Genomic DNA, 15,235 nt, shown 5'->3' with positions numbered 1-15,235 from the left:
CTTTTCGGACAGCGCCTAGGGCTTGTGCGAAAAGTGCCTGCGCTCGCTAATACGGCGTTAAAAATCAGATCAACAGGTGGGTCAGACGTTGGTGGGCGTTCGACCGAGCTTGTCTTCAAAGGCCAGGGCCGCGGCGGCGGCCCTGGCTTCGTCCTGTCCATCGTGGCGAGAGACCACCCGCCGTGAGGCGTTGGGAGAGGAATCCGAAAATGCCACCACCGCCCAGCGAGTGCGCTTCATCGTTCTTGTCTGATAACTCTCCACACGATAATGCTTCATGTCCATCCATCTCGGCATAGTTCACGGGTATGACCCTGATTGCCGACGTAAAGTTCGAAAGCCTCACCAATTAGAGCAGCTCGATCGTAAAGGCTTCTATCTTGCCGCCAAAGGCGAAAGGGCGTCGCTCTGCGTAGTGGCGTGAGACGGAGGAGCCCAGATCGCGGCCCACGTCGAAGGTCTCGCTGGCGCTGAAGGCCAGGGGAACCGTCGCGGGCACCTGACCTTCCGCCGCGGTTTGCCCATCCACCTCGATCGTCACCTGCGCCGCTTTCCCGGGCACCGGGATCCGGGTGGTGATGACGATGTCGTGGCTGCCCGGGGCCAGGGCGGCTGTGTGAATGCGGGTATTCTCCATCAGCAGCATATTGTACTCGTAGGTCAGCCTGCCCTGATCAAGATAGACGCTAAGCCCGCCGCCGGCACCTCCGATGGCATACAGCACGCCCTCGGCATCGCCCTGGCCGGTGTCGATACGCAGGCTGGCCCGGGTGCTCTGGCGACCAACGCCGGGGGCCGAAAATTCCGGCATGCGTTGAGTTGTCTGGGTAAAGGTCCAGTGATCGTAGCGCGTCTTGACCCGGTCCTCGGGGTGGACGCGAAGCCAGTTGCCCGCACCGGTGGGGAAGGCCTTGTTGTCCTCGGCGATATCCATGAAGCGTTGTTTCATCATGGCCAGTCGCTCAGGCTGAGCGTGGGCCAGATCTCTGGCCTGGGAAAAATCGCTTCGCAGGTCGTAGAGTTCCCACACATCTTCGGCGGAATCCCAGTCGGCGATCCGCTGTGCCGCGCTCGAGGTATCCCAGGGAACCAGCGGGCCAAAGGTACCGGCAAAGTAGCCATCCAGGTAGAGCCCTCGACTGCCGTTATTGTCGAAGAACTGGTGGTGCTTGCGTCCGGGGGCATCGGCGTCGTCGAAGGTGTAGGCCAGGCTGATACCGTCCATCGGCATCTGAGGGTAGCCGTTGACGACGTCCGGCAGCGGGATGTCCAGAATGTCGTAGAGGGTCGGGGCAATATCCACCACGTGGTGGAACTGGTGACGTACCTGCTCATCCGGTGCGATATGGCCGGGCCAGGAGATGACCATGGGGTTGCGGGTCCCGCCGAAATAGGCACCGAGCAGCTTGGTGCCCTTGAAGGGAGTGCTGCCCGCCCAGGCCCAGCCGGCGTGGTACATGTTTTCGGTCTGGGGGCTGCCGAGAACATCGAGGCCGCCCATGCGATCCAGTACCTCCAGCTGCTGGGCGACACTGCTGCCGATATTGTTCTGGGCCAGCAGTTCGCTGATCGAGCCGTGCTGGCCTTCGGCACTGGAGCCATTGTCCCCGACGATGTAGATGACCAGGGTATTGTCTCTGAGCCCCATTTCCGCCATGCCCTCGAGCAGTCGCTCGACCTGGCTGTCGGTGTGCTCCACGAAGCCGGCGTAGATTTCCATCAGGCGAGTCTGGAAGTCGCGCTGGCTCTCGGGAATCTCGTCCCACCCTTGCAGGCTGTCGTCGCGTGGCGTGAGTGCTGTGCCCGGCGGAATGATGCCCATCTCGAGCTGTCGTTGGTGGGTGCGCACGCGGTAGGCATCCCAGCCATCGTCGAACTGGCCGTCGTAGCGATCGGCCCATTGCGGTGCAACGTGATGGGGCCCGTGGGCCCCACCCGGCGCCCAGTACATGAAAAACGGCTTGTCCGGATCGAAGGCCCGGTAGTCGGCGAGCCACGCGAGCGCCTGGTCGGTCAGGTCCTCGGTCAGGTGGTAGTCGGGATCGTCTTCGGGGGGCTCGACATGCAGGGTGTCCACGGTCAGGCGTGGCTCCCACTGAGACGTCTCGCCCCCCAGAAAGCCGTAGAAGTGCTCGAAACCATAGCCGGTGGGCCAGCGATCCTTGGGGCCGATCGCTGTCGTCTCGACCGCCGGGGTGTTGTGCCACTTGCCGAAGGCGGCGGTGTGGTAGCCGTACTGCTTGAGCACCTCGGCCATGGTGGCGGCATTCTTCGGAATCACGCCGGTATAGCCGTCGAAGGCCACCGCCCGTTCGGCAATGGTACCGGAGCCCACCCGGGTATGATTGCGACCGGTCAGCAGGGACGCCCGCGTGGGAGAGCAGATGGACGTGGTATGAAAGCCGGTGTACTCGATGCCTTCATCGGCCAGGCGCGACAGCGCTGGCATCCTGATCTCGCCACCGAAGACCTCGGACACCCCGAAGCCCACATCGTCCAGCATGACGATCAGAACATTGGGGGCGTCTTGCGGCAGGTGGGACGGCTGGTCCGGCCACTGCATGGTGGCGTCCTGGAGGCGAGGTGGTACATCGCTCGGCATGGGGGCGGGGGCGAAGGGTAATAACGCTCCGTCCGTCTCGGGCCGACCGGTCTCGGGCTGGCTTGCCCCAACCGGGCCCGATACGGGAGAGAGCAGCACCAGGCCGGCGAGGACGCCGACCATGACTTGCATGGACCTTTGCATGGACCTCTGCATGACATACCTTCCTCGATAGCGGATTGCTGCGCATGGAAACGCTGGCTCGTCGGGCGTGTCCCTGGCGACAATCGTTGCTGTGTTTCGGTGGCGACTCGTTCCGAAATTATGGGTCACTCATCACAGCAGGCCGAGCTATCGGCGGCGATAACACTGAGGAGAGATGTCGCGGCGTTATCTGGGGTGATTGACCCCGGTCAGGATTGCCGCATGGTCCTGGCAGGGGCATGGCTTATGCCGGGCATAGCGCTATTTGGGGCTGCGTCTTGGGTCAGCCCCGTTCTGCTTTATGGCTGTGTTCAAGACCGGCGGTCGGCTCATCTCGTGGGTCTTCTCCAGCCAAGTATTCAGGGTCCTCCAGTGGCTCGCCTGCTTCGTTCTGCAGCTGCAGATCGTAGGCGGACTGGAGGCCCGGAGGATCCTCCACCTCTTCATCGCCCACCTGATGAATATGGCCTGGGTACAAGGGCGACAGCAGGGCAACCAGGATGCCGATTGACGCGAAGATGGCGAACCCCTCGGCATAGCTGAAGACATTGAGCAGAGCGCCGATGACCGGCGAGCCGGTGGCCTGGCCAAGCGACACGGCCATGAAAGGCAGCACCGGCCCCATCGCCAGGCGCCCGGGCAGCAGGCGAATGCCGGTCATCAGGTAAAGACCCGTCAAGCTCATGTAGGCGAGGCCAAAGACCAGAGCGGAGAATGCCGCCAGCACGGGTTGGGCGGGGCTGGCGGCAAGCAATGCCAGGCTTGCCGCCAGCATGGTCAGCATCAAGGCCTGGGTGATGGGCGGATTGTTGCGGTCGGCCAGATCCGCCACCACCGCACCGCCGAGACCGGCGATGCCGACGGCGAGCCACAGCCACCCCGTGGCGCTTGGCGACAGACCGCCAAGGGTCACCACCAGGTCCGGAGCAAAGATCCAGTAGGCTGCCGAGATGAAGCCCATCGCGTAGGAAAACAGGGTGAGCCTCACGAGCCGTGACCACGGCAGTTCACGCAATGCAGGTGGGTCGGCGGCGTTGGAAGGCGTGATGCGCGACACCGAGGGTAGGTACAGCCAGGTAGCGCACACGCCGATGACCGTCAGCAGGGCGAAGGACAGATAGGCCAGTCGCCAGGCGTCCGCCATGAACAGTACCGTTGGCACGGCGACGATCACGCCGATACTGGTTCCCGCATTCATGACCGAACTGACACGAGCATGCAGTGAGCGTCTCACCAGCGCCTGCATCCCGGCGGTGAGTGCGGGCATCATCAGGCCGGTACAGATGCCGCAGGCGAACACCCCGATGCTGAGCATGGTCGCATCGGCCGCACGGCTGATCAGTGCCAGGCCGACGATACCGAAAAGCCCGGACAGTACCGCTGCGTAGCGGGCACCAAGACGATCGGTGGCGTAAGGCGCCACCGCCGTGGACAGCAGGAAGCTGATCAGGGGAAGGGCGCCGATGATGCCGATGGCATCAGGCGTCAGCGACAGCTCATCGCGAATCTGGGGGACAAACAGGCCGAAGGCAAAACGGGCGAGTCCGTAGCTGATGGCGACCAGGGCCGCGCCGAAAACCGCAAAACCGGTGCTGGAAAGAGACCTCATGCTAGCTCCTCCGACATGCACGTTGCGCCACCTGTAGTTATCTGGCGCCTTGATGCATCGTGTCTGGTTCGTCCCTGTCGTGCTGCCTGGAGCAACAGATGCAAGCAGGGTGCACGATTTGCGGCGTTGTCGCCAATCCATCAACGACAATCGGTGACCTTTTCACGACAACCGGTGAACAGACCTTGCTGCTGGGGCTGGTGTGCAGAACCAGATGTGCAGTCACTGGTGTGAAGAACCATGGCGGGGCAGCGCCTCGAGACCGTCGAAGGATTGGCGTGCCGAAAGGCAGGGAGCTGTTGAAGGAAGAGGGAAGAGGGAAAAAACGAAGAAGGGGATCAGTCTGTCGACTGATCCCCTTCTGGATTCGAGGTGGCGGAGGGACAGGGATTCGAACCCTGGAAGGGCGTTAACCCTTGCCGGTTTTCAAGACCGGTGCATTCAACCGCTCTGCCATCCCTCCGGCTCACGGCGGTGTACTTTACCAGCTTTTCTCCCCACGTCAACACTTGTGTGCGATCAATGTCTTACGCGATAGAGCGACACCCCTCCCTGATGCCTTCAAGGGAGCTGTTGCAATAGGGTGACTGCGCAAAAATTGTGCAGCTAAGCAATTTTTTGTCGCCGATAGGAAACAGTGTTCGCGCCGCCCATGGCGGGCCCATGGGCCAGTCTGATCGCTTGAATGGCGTTGAAACCCCGTCGCCAGGCGGCTTGCGTCGGGAACTTGCTGGGGGCATGCTGTGTCGAATGCATGTCAACCAACAGGGAGCTCTGGATACATGGCTTATCAAGAGTCACAGGTGAATCGTCAGACCCAGACGCAGGTCGCTGCGACGAACAAGGTTCTGCGCAACACCTACGGCTTGCTGGCGATGACACTACTGTTCTCTGCCATCACCGCAGGGGCCGCCGTGGCCCTCGGTGTACAGCAGATGAACATTCTGGTGTTCTTCATCGGCGCCTACGGCCTGATGTTCCTGGTCCACAAGACCGCCAACTCGGCCCTCGGCCTGCTGGCGACCTTTGCCTTCACTGGCTTCATGGGCTTCACCCTCGGCCCGATCCTGAGCGCCTATCTGACGCTGTCCAACGGTCCCGAGCTGATCATGACCGCACTGGGCATGACCGGCCTGACCTTCTTTGGTCTGTCAGCGGTGGCGTTGATCACTCGCAAGGACTTCAGCTTCCTGGCGAACTTCATGATGGCTGGCGCCATCGTGCTGATCCTGGCCATGGTGGCGGCGTTGATCTTCAACATTCCGTCGCTGTCGCTGATGGTATCGGCTGGCTTCGTGCTGTTCTCCTCCGCGGCGATCCTGTACCAGACCAGCGAGATCGTGCACCGTGCCGGCGAGACCAACTACATCCTCGCCACCATCACTCTCTATGTGTCGATCTACAACCTGTTCATCAGCCTGCTGTCGCTGCTGGGCGTGGTAAGCCAGGACTGATCGTCGCAAGACGTTCTGGCACAACTGTCGTACACTGTCGGGCCCGCCTTGGGGGGGCCGACGTGTTTTTGATGACCCGCTTTGTTCAACTCCCGACGTTGGCGGGAGCCAAGGGAATACCATGCGTTATGCCATCCTGCTGCTGGGTGCCCCCTACAGCCATCAGGCCGCACACAGCGCGCTGCGCTTCGCCCGTGCGGTGATCGCCCGCGGTCACCACCTGGAGGCCGTCTTCTTCTATCGCGATGGCGTTCACAACGCCGCGCGCCTGGCATCGCCGCCCCAGGACGAGCCTCATCTGGTCGACGGCTGGACCACGCTGAACCAGGAGCATGGCGTGCGTCTCGAGGTGTGCATCGCCGCCGCACTGCGCCGAGGCATCGTCGACGCCGACGAGGCGGCCAGGCACGGCAAGCAAGGCCACAGCGTCCAGGCGCCGTTCGAGCTGACCGGCCTCGGCCAGCTGGTGGACCTGGGCCTCGAGTGTGACAGGCTGGTAACCTTTGGTGCCTGAACAACACCGAGCTGCTGCCGACTGCCGCCAGGCAATGGGTCCCGAGCAGGGCAACGCTGAACCGAGAAGAGTGAAAGGTCGATGATTGAGGAACCCAACGACGATTCGGGGGATCTGCTGGTGATTCTTCGTCATGGCCCCCATGGCACCAGCTACCTGAAAGAAGGTCTCGACACGGCGCTGGTGGCCGCCGCCTTCGGACGCCGGGTATCCCTGTTGTTCCTGGCCAGTGGCGTGGCGGCACTGGTGCCGGGGCAGGGCGCCGGCCCGCTGGGGCAGAAGGGCACCCAGCCGACGCTGGCCATGCTCGAGATGTACGACATCGACCGGCTGTTCGTGGATGGGGCAGGACTTGCCGAGTTGGGCGTGGCGCCCGAGACGCTGACGCCGGATGCCATTGTCATCGAGGGTGACGCCATTGCCGCCCTGATGGCGGAGCACGCATTGGTGCTGACCTTCTGAATCGGCGTCACAGACGACTCCAGACCGCGTCTCTGTCGGGGCTCGCTCCCGCCAGGTTTTACCCATCGACGTCAGCCACTGGACTCACCCACGACCACTACCAGGAATCGGGATGATACTGCACACCCTCAATCGTTCACCGCTGGAGTCGACGGTCTATCGGCAGGCGCTACGGGCGTTGGCAGAAGACGACAAGCTGTTATTGATCGAAGACGCCGTGCTTGGCGCTCTGCCGGCCCAGCAGGCGCTGTGGTCGTCTCTGCCCGGTCGTCTACTGGCGCTGGCCGAAGATCTCGAGGCGCGCGGCTTGAGCGAACACTGTGCCACCGGCATCGAAGTCGTCGACGTGGACGGTTTTGTCAGGCTCACCGAAGAGGCCGATAAAGTGGTCAGCTGGTACTGAGGTAACACGATGGCAAGCACTGAAACTGCACGAACCCTGGAACTCGGCCAGGCCTCCGTCCCCCTGGACCCGGAAGGCTATCTGATCAATCTCGATGACTGGAGTCCCGCCGTCGCCGAGGCGCTGGCGGCGGAAGAGGGCATCACCCTCGGCGACGAACACTGGCAGGTGATCGACGTCCTGCGAGACTTCTATGCGCGCTTCGAGCAGGCTCCGGCCATGCGCCCGCTGGTCAAGGCGGTGGGCCAGGCGCTGGGCAAGGACAAGGGGAGCTCGCTGTACCTGATGAAGCTGTTCCCCGGCAGCCCCCCCAAGCTGGGCGCCCGTTTGGCGGGCCTGCCCAAACCAACCAACTGCCTGTAGACGTGCGGCGTTGAACTTTCTCGCCCACGCCTGGCTCGCCCGTGCCGGTGACGACGACTTTCTGCTCGGCAACCTGATCGCCGACGGCGTCAAGGGGCGCGATCTCGGCCAGTGGCCCGAAGGCGTCGCAGCAGGCATACAGCATCACCGGCGGGTGGACGCCTTCGTCGATCGTCATCCCTCGGTACTTGCCGCTCGACGTCGGGCACCTGCGGCGAGTCGTCGTGTGGCCGGTATCGCCCTGGATCTGATGTGGGACCACTTTCTCGCTCGGGATCTGGCTACCAGCGACCCACACGAGCGCGAGGTCGTGATCGAGCGATGCTATCGACTGTTCGAGTACCACGGCGCACCGCAGCGGCTGGCCACCATGGTGCCGGTACTGGTGCGTGAGGACTGGCTGCGTCGCTACGCCAGCCTCGCCTTCACCTGCCGTGCCATCGCCGGCATTGGCTCACGCCTGTCCGGGCCCAACCGACTGGCCGAACTGGTGCCGCATCTGCGCGATGACTATCGTCAACTGGACGACGACTTCGCGACCCTGTGGCGCGATACCCGCGCGGAACTCGAGACCTCGGGTTCCTAGGGCTCTAACCTTCGCTCGTCGACTTTTCGGACCGCGCCTAGCGACTACCGCGCTGCTTCAGCGGACCGCTACCAGGTCCGCAGCCACAGGCATTCCACCTTGTCGCCCGGCGCTATCTCGCAATGGGGCGGGATCACCGCCAGGGCGTCGGCATCAATGCAGGATGACAGTACCCCGGAATTCTGGTCGGAAAACGCCAGGGCGCTGACGCCCTGTGGGCCGAAGGCGAGGCGCACCCGCATGTAGTGCTGGCGCGGACCGGTGGAGGTGGCAAAGTCGCTGCGGGCCCATAGCCGCGGTAGCTCCGCCATGGATTCACAGCCCTGCAGGGCACCCAGCAGCGGGCGCAAGAATAGCCAGGCACCGACATAGCTGGACACCGGATTGCCGGGCAAGCCGACAAACCGCACCGGCGTGCCGCCAGGTCCTTCCATCTGACCCAGGGCCAGCGGCTTGCCGGGACGAATGGCCAGGCGCCACAGGTTCAGCGTGCCCAGTGTCTCCAGCGCCGCCTTGACGTGATCTTCCTCACCGACGCTGACGCCGCCGGTGGAGACCACCAGGTCCGCTACCTCGGCGGCCTCCTTCAGACAGGCGCGGGTACCCTCCGGGCTATCCGGTACGCTGCGCGTGAGCACTATTTCGGCGCCGAAGCGCTCCAGCAGGCTCTTGAGCATGGGGCGGTTGGAGTTGTAGATCTGGCCAGCTGCCAGGGGCTTGCCCGGATCGATGATCTCGTCGCCGGTGGACAGCAAGGCCACCCTGGGTCGGCGGTGGACGTCCACTTCGACGATACCCTGGCCTGCCAGGTGGCCAAGTGCGGCGGCGTCGAGCCGAGTGCCGGCGTCCAGCAGCGGGGCGCCTGCGCGTACGTCGCGGCCCCGCCGGCGCACGTTGTCGCCCGCCGGGATGTCGGCGGGAATGACGGCCTCATCACCCTCGCGCTGGACCTTCTCCTGCATCACCACACAGTCGGCGCCTTCGGGCAGCTGGCCACCGGTAAAGATGCGGGCACAGCGGCCGCGCTCCAGTCGCTCGCCCGGGGCCCCGGCGGCCACTCGCAGGGCCACCGGCAGGCGTTGTCCGGCGTCTTCATGGTGCAGGGCGTAACCGTCCATGGCGCTATTGTCGAACGGCGGTACATCCAGGGCCGCCACGACCGGGGCTGCCAGCACACGGCCTTCGGCCTGTTCGCAGGGCTGGCGCTCCACCGGCAGCGGCGCGACGCCATCGAGCAGGGTGGCCAGGGCGTCCTCCATGGGCGCCAGTGACGCTGCGTGGCTAGACGTCATGCTGCCCCCGCTCCGGTATCACCAGATTGGCGAAGTTGCAGGGCCGGTGACGGCTGTCGAGCTGCTCGGCAAGGATGCCGTCCCAGGCGGTGCGGCAAGCGCCGGTGGAGCCCGGCAGGCAGAACACCACGGTGTGATTGGCCATGCCTCCCAGGCAGCGGCTTTGCACGGTGGAGCTGCCGATTTCCTGATAGGACAGCTGGCGGAACAGCTCGCCGAAGCCCTCGATGCGCTTGTCGAGCAGGGCCGATACCGCCTCCGGGGTGGAATCCCGTCCGGTGAAGCCGGTACCGCCGGTGGTCAGGATCACCTGCACTTCGGGGTCGGCGATCCAGCCTGACACCACCGCACGGATACGATAGATGTCATCGATCACGATCTGCTTGTCGGCGAGCTGGTGGCCGGCGGCCTCGAGCCGCTGCACCAGCGCCTGACCGCTGCGATCGGTGTCTTCGGTGCGGGTGTCGGAGACGGTCAGTACCGCCACCTTCAACCCGATCATGGTGTCCTGACTCACTGGCGTCACTCCTTGTCACCGGTACGCTGCTGCTTGGCCTGCTGGCGAGCCTCGAAGGCCGCCATCTGTTCGGGGGTGGCCTTGGCCTGATACCTGTCCTTCCATTCGCTGTAGGGCATGCCGTAGACGTGTTCACGGGCGCTTTCGTAGTCGAGCGTCTCACCGCGCTCTTCGGCGGCGGCGACCAGCCACTTGGACAGGCAGTTGCGGCAGAAGTCCGCCAGAATCATCAAATCGATGTTCTGCACATCCTTGTTGTCGTCAAGGTGGCGAAGCAGGCGGCGGAAGGCGGCCGCCTCGAGTTCGGTGCGAGTGGCCTCATCGAGGTGCTGCATGGGGGACTCCAGTAACAGAAAACGATCAGTCGGGCGACTGTCCCACGATGGTAACGCAAGACCGTCACAAGAACAGCGGCAAAAGAATGCCGCCCCGAGTGAGCCCGGGGCGGCGAGAGGGATAGCGGTCACCGTGGGTGGGGCTGCGCTCAGGAGGGGCTGGGTGATTCCGGTTTGGTATCGTCGGTGGCCTCCACGTCAGCCGGCGCCTCGGCCTGATCCTTGACCTCTTCGTACCACAGGTTGTGGTGCTGCTTGGCCCAGCTTTCGTCGACGTAGCCGGTGGTCATGCCCTCGAGCGCACCCTCGGTCCCCAGGGTGCCGATATAGATGTGACCGAAGGAGACGGCGGTAAGCGCGAGGGCACCCACCGCATGGATGATGTTGGCCCACTGCATGGTGTCCCGGCTCTGGTCGAAGTTCGGGAAATCCAGTACCAGGCCACTGACGAAGACAACCATGCCGGCCGTGGCCAACAGCCAGAACCAGGCCTTCTCGCCTCCGTTGGCAAAGCCGGCGTCTGGATGCTTGTCGCCGACCATGCCGCCGCCTTGCTTGAACCACTCGATATCGTGGGCCTTGATCCAGTTGTGCTTGAGAAAGCGCAACAGCACGAAGATCAGCAGCAGACCGAAGAACGGACCGATGTAGTTGTGCAGGAACTTTGTGCCGCTGATCATCGCAGCCCAGAAGGCGTCGCCAAACACTGGCTTGAACACGAACTTGCCGTAGAGAATGTTGAGGCCCGTCAGCGCCAGGATGATGAACAGCGTCGCCAGGGTCCAGTGCAGCGCCCGGCTGAGTACCGACCAGCGCAACAGCTTACGCCCGGTGCGTGGCTCCTCGAGGCGGCTGCGACCGACGATCAGATAGAAGATGGTGATCATCGCCAGCATGCCGCCCACGGCGATCAGCCCGAAGGGCGAGACCCACTTGTTGCGCCATTGGCGCCAGCTCTCGCCGCTCTGGTTGATCAGGCTGTAGGTCGAATCGTGGCGGGTATCGATAAAGGACTCGCCATCCTTCACCTGGCGCCAGGTATCGGCGTCGGCGCTGGGTACGGCGGTGGCGATCTCGGCATTGGGGTCGGCACCCATGGCGGGAGCGGCGCAGGCCAGCAACAACAGCAGCAGTGCTGGCAGCACCAGCCCCAGGGCTCCACCCGGTCGAGGCAAGGCATCACGAAGGTTCATGGGGCCTCCTCACTGGTTACGTGTGGCGTCGTAGGCCATGGCGTCGATCGCCGAGGGCGAGCCATTGCCGATATCCGACCAGGCGCCATCCTTGTGACCACGGCGCACCACCCGCTCGCGGAAGATGTCGGCAACGGTCTGGGCATCGCCTGCCAGCAGCGCCTTGGTCGAGCACATTTCGGCGCACAGCGGCAGCTTGCCCTCGGCGATGCGGTTGGCGCCGTATTTCTCGTACTCTTCTTCGGGGCTGTCGGCGGGGCCGCCGGCGCAGAAGGTGCACTTGTCCATCTTGCCGCGCTCGCCGAAGGCGTCCTGCTGGGGAAACTGCGGCGCGCCGAAGGGGCAGGCGTACAGGCAGTAACCGCAGCCGATGCACAGATCCTTGTCGTGCAGCACGATGCCGTCGTCTGTCTTGTAGAAGCAGTCGGTGGGGCAGACCGCCATGCAGGGTGCGTCATCGCAGTGCATGCAGGCCACCGAGATGGACACCTCGGACGGCTCGCCGTCGTTCAGGGTGACCACCCGGCGGCGCTGGATGCCCCACTCGACCTCGTTGGCGTTCTTGCAGGCGGTGACGCAACCATTGCACTCGATGCAGCGCTCGGCGTCACACATGAATTTCATCTGGGCCATGTCGAAACTCCTGTTGGTTCGGTGACGTCGGTGTCTAGCTGGCGAGTTCGATGCGACACAGGGTGCACTTGGTTTCCTGCATCTGGGTCACCGAGTCGTAGCCGTAGGTGGTGGCGGTGTTGACCGCCTCACCGATCACGTAGGGCGTGGTGCCATCCGGATAGCGGTCGGCCAGGCTTTCGCCCTGGAACATGCCGCCGAAGTGGAAGGGCATGAACACCACTTCCCGCGCTACCCGAGGCGTCACCATGGCCTTGACCTTGATACGGCCGCCTTCGGCGCCTTCCACCCACACCATGTTGCCGTCCTTGACCCCCAGGTCGTTGGCCAGGGCAGGGTTGATCTCGACGAACATCTCCTGCTGCAGCTCGGCCAGCCATGACATGGAGCGCGTTTCCTCGCCGCCGCCTTCGTACTCGACTAGGCGGCCAGAAGTCATGATGATCGGGTACTTCTTGCTGGCATCATTCTGCTGAATGCTCTGGTACAGCGTCGGCAGGCGGTAGTGCGAGGCGACGTCATCCCAGGTGGGGTAGTCCTCGACCAGATCCCGGCGTGAGGTATAGAGCGGCTCGCGGTGCTTGGGAATCGGGTCGGGGAAGGTCCAGACGTTGCAGCGCGCCTTGGCGTTGCCGAAAGGTGAGCACTCATGGGCGATGGCAACGCGCTGGATGCCGCCGGACAGGTCGGTCTTCCAGTTCTTGCCTTCCGCCGCGGCCTTTTCTTCGTCGGTCAGTTCATCCCACCAGCCCAGGTCCTTGAGCATCTGGGCGCTGAACTCGGGGTAGCCGTCCTCGAGATCGGAACCGGCGCTGAACGAGTTGTCGGCGAGAATCGGGGTGCCTTCGTGCTCGATGCCAAAACGCGCACGGAAGGTCAGGCCGCCCTGGGATACCGGTTTGCTGGTGTCGTACAGAATGGGGGTGCCGGGGTGATTGAGCTCCGCGGTACCCCAGCAGGGCCATGGCAGGCCGTAGTAATCGCCGTCGGCCGGGCCGCCTTCGGCACGCAGATCGCGGAAGCTGAAGGTATGCCAGTTCTGCTGGTGGGTCTTGAGCCGCTCGGGGCTCTGCCCGGTGTAACCCACGGTCCACATGCCGCGGTTGAACTCCCGGGTGATGTCCTCGATCAGCGGCTCCTCGCCGTTGATCTGAATGTTCTTGAACAGCTCGTCGGCAAATCCGAGGCGCTGGCTCAGCAGGTACATGATGCTGTGGTCGGGCTTGGCCTCGAAGGCCGGCTCCACCACCCGGTCACGCCACTGCAGAGAGCGATTGGTGGCGGTGACGCTGCCGTAGGTCTCGAACTGGGTGGCCGCCGGCAGAAGATAGACGCCATCGCTGCGATCGTGCATGACCCCGGCGACGGTGGGATAGGGGTCGACGATGACCATCATCTCGAGCTTCTGCATCGCTTTCTGCATTTCGGTGCCGCGGGTCTGGGAGTTGACCGCATGGCCCCAGTAGAACATCGCCTTCAGGCTGGTGCGCTGGGAGATGTCCTGGTCTTCCTCGAGGACGCCATCGATCCAGCGCGATACCGTGATGCCGCTGGAGTGCATGGGGTAGCCGTCGGCGTACTCGGTCTGATCGAAGCGGCTCTTGAGCCATTCGTAATCGAGGTCCCAGATCTGCGCCCAGTGCTTCCAGGCGGCTTCCGACAGACCGTAATAGCCGGGTAGCGAATGCGACATCAGGCCGAGATCGGTCGCCCCCTGGACATTGTCGTGCCCCCGGAAGATGTTGGCGCCGCCGCCTGACTTGCCGATATTGCCCAGCGCCAGTTCGAGGATGCAGTAGGCCCGGGTGTTGTTGTTGCCGGTGGTGTGCTGGGTGCCGCCCATGCACCAGACGATGCAGCCGGGACGGTTTTCCGCCAGCCGCCTGGCGGTGTCGTACATGGCGGCTTCCGGCACCCCGGTGATGCGCTCCACTTCACTCGGCGGGAAGTTGGCGACCTCGTTGCGGACCTCGTCCATGGCGTAGACGCGCTGGTCGATGTACTGCTGGTCTTCCCAGCCGTTCTCGAAGATGTGCCAGAGCAGGCCCCAGATGAAGGCCACGTCGGAACCCGGCCGGATCCGCACGTAGTGGTCGGCCTTGGCCGCCGTGCGGGTGAAGCGCGGATCGACGACGATGATTTCGGCCTGGCTGCGCTCCTTGGCCAGCAGGATGTGCTGCATGGCCACCGGGTGCGCTTCGCTGGGGTTGGAGCCGATGAACATGATCGAGCGGCTGTTCTGGAGGTCGTTGAGCGAGTTGGTCATCGCTCCGTAGCCCCAGGTATTGGCGACGCCCGCCACGGTGGTGGAGTGGCAGATGCGCGCCTGGTGGTCGGTATTGTTGGTACCGGCCAGCGCCGCGAACTTGCGCATCAGGTAGGCCTGTTCGTTGCTGAACTTGGCCGAGCCGAGCCAGTAGACACTGTCCGGGCCATGCTGCTCGGTCAGTTCCAGCACCTTGGCACCGATTTCGTCGATGGCCTGGTCCCAGGACAGACGTTGCCACTCGCCCCCGACCAGCTTCATCGGGTACTTGAGGCGGCGGGTGGAGTGACCGTGCTGGCGTAGTGAAGCGCCCTTGGCGCAGTGGGCACCGCGATTGATCGGGTGATCGAAGGCCGGTTCCTGGTGAGTCCAGACCCCTTCCTGGACCTCGGCGTAGACGCCACAGCCCACCGAACAGTGGGAGCAGATGGTGCGGCGGGTTTCCACCGGAGCATCGCTGTAGGGCGTCTTCTCGACCGCCTCGGCGCGTTGCATCATCGGTGAGCCGAACAGTCCAAGACCGGCGACACCGCTGGTCGCCGCGCCACTGCGCTTGAGGAACTGGCGCCGGGAAATGCCGAGACCGGAGACCTTGGGTGTGGTGGAGGTACGTGTCAGTCGCATGGCAGGCTCTCCTTGTTGTCAGTCGCGCAGGGATGCGTAGAAGGCACGTACGTGTTCTGTCTCGCGGTAACCGGCGCTGTCATCGGGTTTCTCGGTGGCGGTCGTGGCGCTGTCATCGCGCGCCACAGCAACCGAGGCCTGGCCGACCACCACCGCGGCACCGGCGGCCACGGTGCCGCCCCCCAGGGCCTTGAGAAGACGACGGCGTTGAGTGTTGGGCGTTGTGCTCATGCTCATT

At 63.9% G+C, this 15,235-nt stretch carries 16 protein-coding genes and 1 tRNA gene; 6 read left to right on the top strand and 11 right to left on the bottom strand.

Features of this window, described 5'->3' with window-relative positions; all coding sequences use genetic code 11:
• Positions 1 to 81: 81 nt before the first annotated feature.
• From RBB39_RS02840 to RBB39_RS02825, 4 genes are all read right to left on the bottom strand, one after another.
• Complete coding sequence (locus RBB39_RS02840) at positions 82 to 279, bottom strand: hypothetical protein (protein WP_124804775.1); 198 nt, start codon at positions 277 to 279, stop codon at positions 82 to 84.
• Between the two features lie 70 nt (positions 280 to 349).
• The gene (locus RBB39_RS02835; protein WP_306168758.1) at positions 350 to 2,734 is read right to left on the bottom strand and encodes an arylsulfatase; all 2,385 of its coding nucleotides are present in this window, start codon (positions 2,732 to 2,734) and stop codon (positions 350 to 352) included.
• Between the two features lie 295 nt (positions 2,735 to 3,029).
• Complete coding sequence (locus RBB39_RS02830) at positions 3,030 to 4,355, bottom strand: MFS transporter (protein ID WP_306168757.1); 1,326 nt, start codon at positions 4,353 to 4,355, stop codon at positions 3,030 to 3,032.
• Positions 4,356 to 4,728: 373 nt separating this feature from the next.
• Positions 4,729 to 4,818 (bottom strand) — tRNA-Ser (locus tag RBB39_RS02825).
• A gap of 319 nt (positions 4,819 to 5,137) precedes the next feature.
• Between RBB39_RS02825 and RBB39_RS02820 the strand changes: the two genes are divergently transcribed.
• The 6 genes from RBB39_RS02820 (at position 5,138) to RBB39_RS02795 (ending at position 8,137) form a co-directional block, all read left to right on the top strand.
• On the top strand, positions 5,138 to 5,809 hold the full coding sequence (locus tag RBB39_RS02820; protein WP_045991749.1) for a Bax inhibitor-1/YccA family protein: 672 nt from the start codon (positions 5,138 to 5,140) through the stop codon (positions 5,807 to 5,809).
• Positions 5,810 to 5,930: 121 nt separating this feature from the next.
• Complete coding sequence (tusD, locus tag RBB39_RS02815) at positions 5,931 to 6,323, top strand: sulfurtransferase complex subunit TusD (protein WP_045991750.1); 393 nt, start codon at positions 5,931 to 5,933, stop codon at positions 6,321 to 6,323.
• A gap of 81 nt (positions 6,324 to 6,404) precedes the next feature.
• Complete coding sequence (locus tag RBB39_RS02810; protein ID WP_108449308.1) at positions 6,405 to 6,785, top strand: DsrE family protein; 381 nt, start codon at positions 6,405 to 6,407, stop codon at positions 6,783 to 6,785.
• 112 nt (positions 6,786 to 6,897) lie between these two features.
• On the top strand, positions 6,898 to 7,188 hold the full coding sequence (gene tusB, locus RBB39_RS02805) for a sulfurtransferase complex subunit TusB (RefSeq protein WP_108449307.1): 291 nt from the start codon (positions 6,898 to 6,900) through the stop codon (positions 7,186 to 7,188).
• 9 nt (positions 7,189 to 7,197) lie between these two features.
• The gene (locus RBB39_RS02800) at positions 7,198 to 7,551 is read left to right on the top strand and encodes a TusE/DsrC/DsvC family sulfur relay protein (RefSeq protein WP_108449306.1); all 354 of its coding nucleotides are present in this window, start codon (positions 7,198 to 7,200) and stop codon (positions 7,549 to 7,551) included.
• Positions 7,552 to 7,561: 10 nt separating this feature from the next.
• On the top strand, positions 7,562 to 8,137 hold the full coding sequence (locus tag RBB39_RS02795; RefSeq protein ID WP_108449305.1) for an ACP phosphodiesterase: 576 nt from the start codon (positions 7,562 to 7,564) through the stop codon (positions 8,135 to 8,137).
• Between the two features lie 68 nt (positions 8,138 to 8,205).
• Here RBB39_RS02795 and glp read toward each other — a convergent pair whose 3' ends face one another.
• The 7 genes from glp to RBB39_RS02760 form a co-directional block, all read right to left on the bottom strand.
• A complete protein-coding gene (glp, locus tag RBB39_RS02790; protein WP_108449304.1) occupies positions 8,206 to 9,429 on the bottom strand; it encodes a gephyrin-like molybdotransferase Glp in 1,224 nt (407 codons plus the stop codon).
• Positions 9,419 to 9,931: a molybdenum cofactor biosynthesis protein B gene (gene moaB / locus RBB39_RS02785; RefSeq protein ID WP_108133422.1), complete on the bottom strand. Its 513-nt coding sequence runs from the start codon at positions 9,929 to 9,931 to the stop codon at positions 9,419 to 9,421. Before moaB ends, glp begins: the two co-directional genes overlap by 11 nt.
• 20 nt (positions 9,932 to 9,951) lie before the next feature.
• Positions 9,952 to 10,281 (bottom strand): DUF1244 domain-containing protein, encoded by a 330-nt coding sequence (locus RBB39_RS02780; protein ID WP_045992216.1) that lies wholly within the window; start codon positions 10,279 to 10,281, stop codon positions 9,952 to 9,954.
• 149 nt (positions 10,282 to 10,430) lie between these two features.
• Positions 10,431 to 11,474: a formate dehydrogenase subunit gamma gene (locus tag RBB39_RS02775; RefSeq protein WP_222516785.1), complete on the bottom strand. Its 1,044-nt coding sequence runs from the start codon at positions 11,472 to 11,474 to the stop codon at positions 10,431 to 10,433.
• A 9-nt stretch (positions 11,475 to 11,483) separates the two neighbouring features.
• Positions 11,484 to 12,107 (bottom strand): formate dehydrogenase FDH3 subunit beta, encoded by a 624-nt coding sequence (gene fdh3B, locus RBB39_RS02770; protein ID WP_045992214.1) that lies wholly within the window; start codon positions 12,105 to 12,107, stop codon positions 11,484 to 11,486.
• Positions 12,108 to 12,141: 34 nt separating this feature from the next.
• Entirely contained in the window at positions 12,142 to 14,997 is a 2,856-nt protein-coding gene (locus RBB39_RS02765) for a formate dehydrogenase subunit alpha (RefSeq protein ID WP_108449302.1), read from the bottom strand.
• An 18-nt stretch (positions 14,998 to 15,015) separates the two neighbouring features.
• Positions 15,016 to 15,234 (bottom strand): twin-arginine translocation pathway signal, encoded by a 219-nt coding sequence (locus RBB39_RS02760; protein WP_240184258.1) that lies wholly within the window; start codon positions 15,232 to 15,234, stop codon positions 15,016 to 15,018.
• Position 15,235 lies beyond the last annotated feature (1 nt).

Source organism: Halomonas sp. MMSF_3323 (assembly GCF_030733595.1).
Lineage (GTDB): Bacteria > Pseudomonadota > Gammaproteobacteria > Pseudomonadales > Halomonadaceae > Halomonas > Halomonas litopenaei.
The sequence above is the reverse complement of the archived record's forward strand: the minus strand, read 5'-3'. Positions and strand labels throughout refer to the sequence as shown.

What these genes read in the sequence shown, in the direction of transcription:
- RBB39_RS02840 (WP_124804775.1), bottom strand. Translation starts at nt 279, where the DNA reads ATGAAGCATTATCGTGTGGAGAGTTATCAGACAAGAACGATGAAGCGC.
- RBB39_RS02835 (WP_306168758.1), bottom strand. Translation starts at nt 2,734, where the DNA reads ATGCAAGTCATGGTCGGCGTCCTCGCCGGCCTGGTGCTGCTCTCTCCC.
- RBB39_RS02830 (WP_306168757.1), bottom strand. Translation starts at nt 4,355, where the DNA reads ATGAGGTCTCTTTCCAGCACCGGTTTTGCGGTTTTCGGCGCGGCCCTG.
- RBB39_RS02820 (WP_045991749.1), top strand. Translation starts at nt 5,138, where the DNA reads ATGGCTTATCAAGAGTCACAGGTGAATCGTCAGACCCAGACGCAGGTC.
- tusD (WP_045991750.1), top strand. Translation starts at nt 5,931, where the DNA reads ATGCGTTATGCCATCCTGCTGCTGGGTGCCCCCTACAGCCATCAGGCC.
- RBB39_RS02810 (WP_108449308.1), top strand. Translation starts at nt 6,405, where the DNA reads ATGATTGAGGAACCCAACGACGATTCGGGGGATCTGCTGGTGATTCTT.
- tusB (WP_108449307.1), top strand. Translation starts at nt 6,898, where the DNA reads ATGATACTGCACACCCTCAATCGTTCACCGCTGGAGTCGACGGTCTAT.
- RBB39_RS02800 (WP_108449306.1), top strand. Translation starts at nt 7,198, where the DNA reads ATGGCAAGCACTGAAACTGCACGAACCCTGGAACTCGGCCAGGCCTCC.
- glp (WP_108449304.1), bottom strand. Translation starts at nt 9,429, where the DNA reads ATGACGTCTAGCCACGCAGCGTCACTGGCGCCCATGGAGGACGCCCTG.
- moaB (WP_108133422.1), bottom strand. Translation starts at nt 9,931, where the DNA reads ATGATCGGGTTGAAGGTGGCGGTACTGACCGTCTCCGACACCCGCACC.
- RBB39_RS02780 (WP_045992216.1), bottom strand. Translation starts at nt 10,281, where the DNA reads ATGCAGCACCTCGATGAGGCCACTCGCACCGAACTCGAGGCGGCCGCC.
- RBB39_RS02775 (WP_222516785.1), bottom strand. Translation starts at nt 11,474, where the DNA reads ATGAACCTTCGTGATGCCTTGCCTCGACCGGGTGGAGCCCTGGGGCTG.
- fdh3B (WP_045992214.1), bottom strand. Translation starts at nt 12,107, where the DNA reads ATGGCCCAGATGAAATTCATGTGTGACGCCGAGCGCTGCATCGAGTGC.
- RBB39_RS02765 (WP_108449302.1), bottom strand. Translation starts at nt 14,997, where the DNA reads ATGCGACTGACACGTACCTCCACCACACCCAAGGTCTCCGGTCTCGGC.
- RBB39_RS02760 (WP_240184258.1), bottom strand. Translation starts at nt 15,234, where the DNA reads ATGAGCATGAGCACAACGCCCAACACTCAACGCCGTCGTCTTCTCAAG.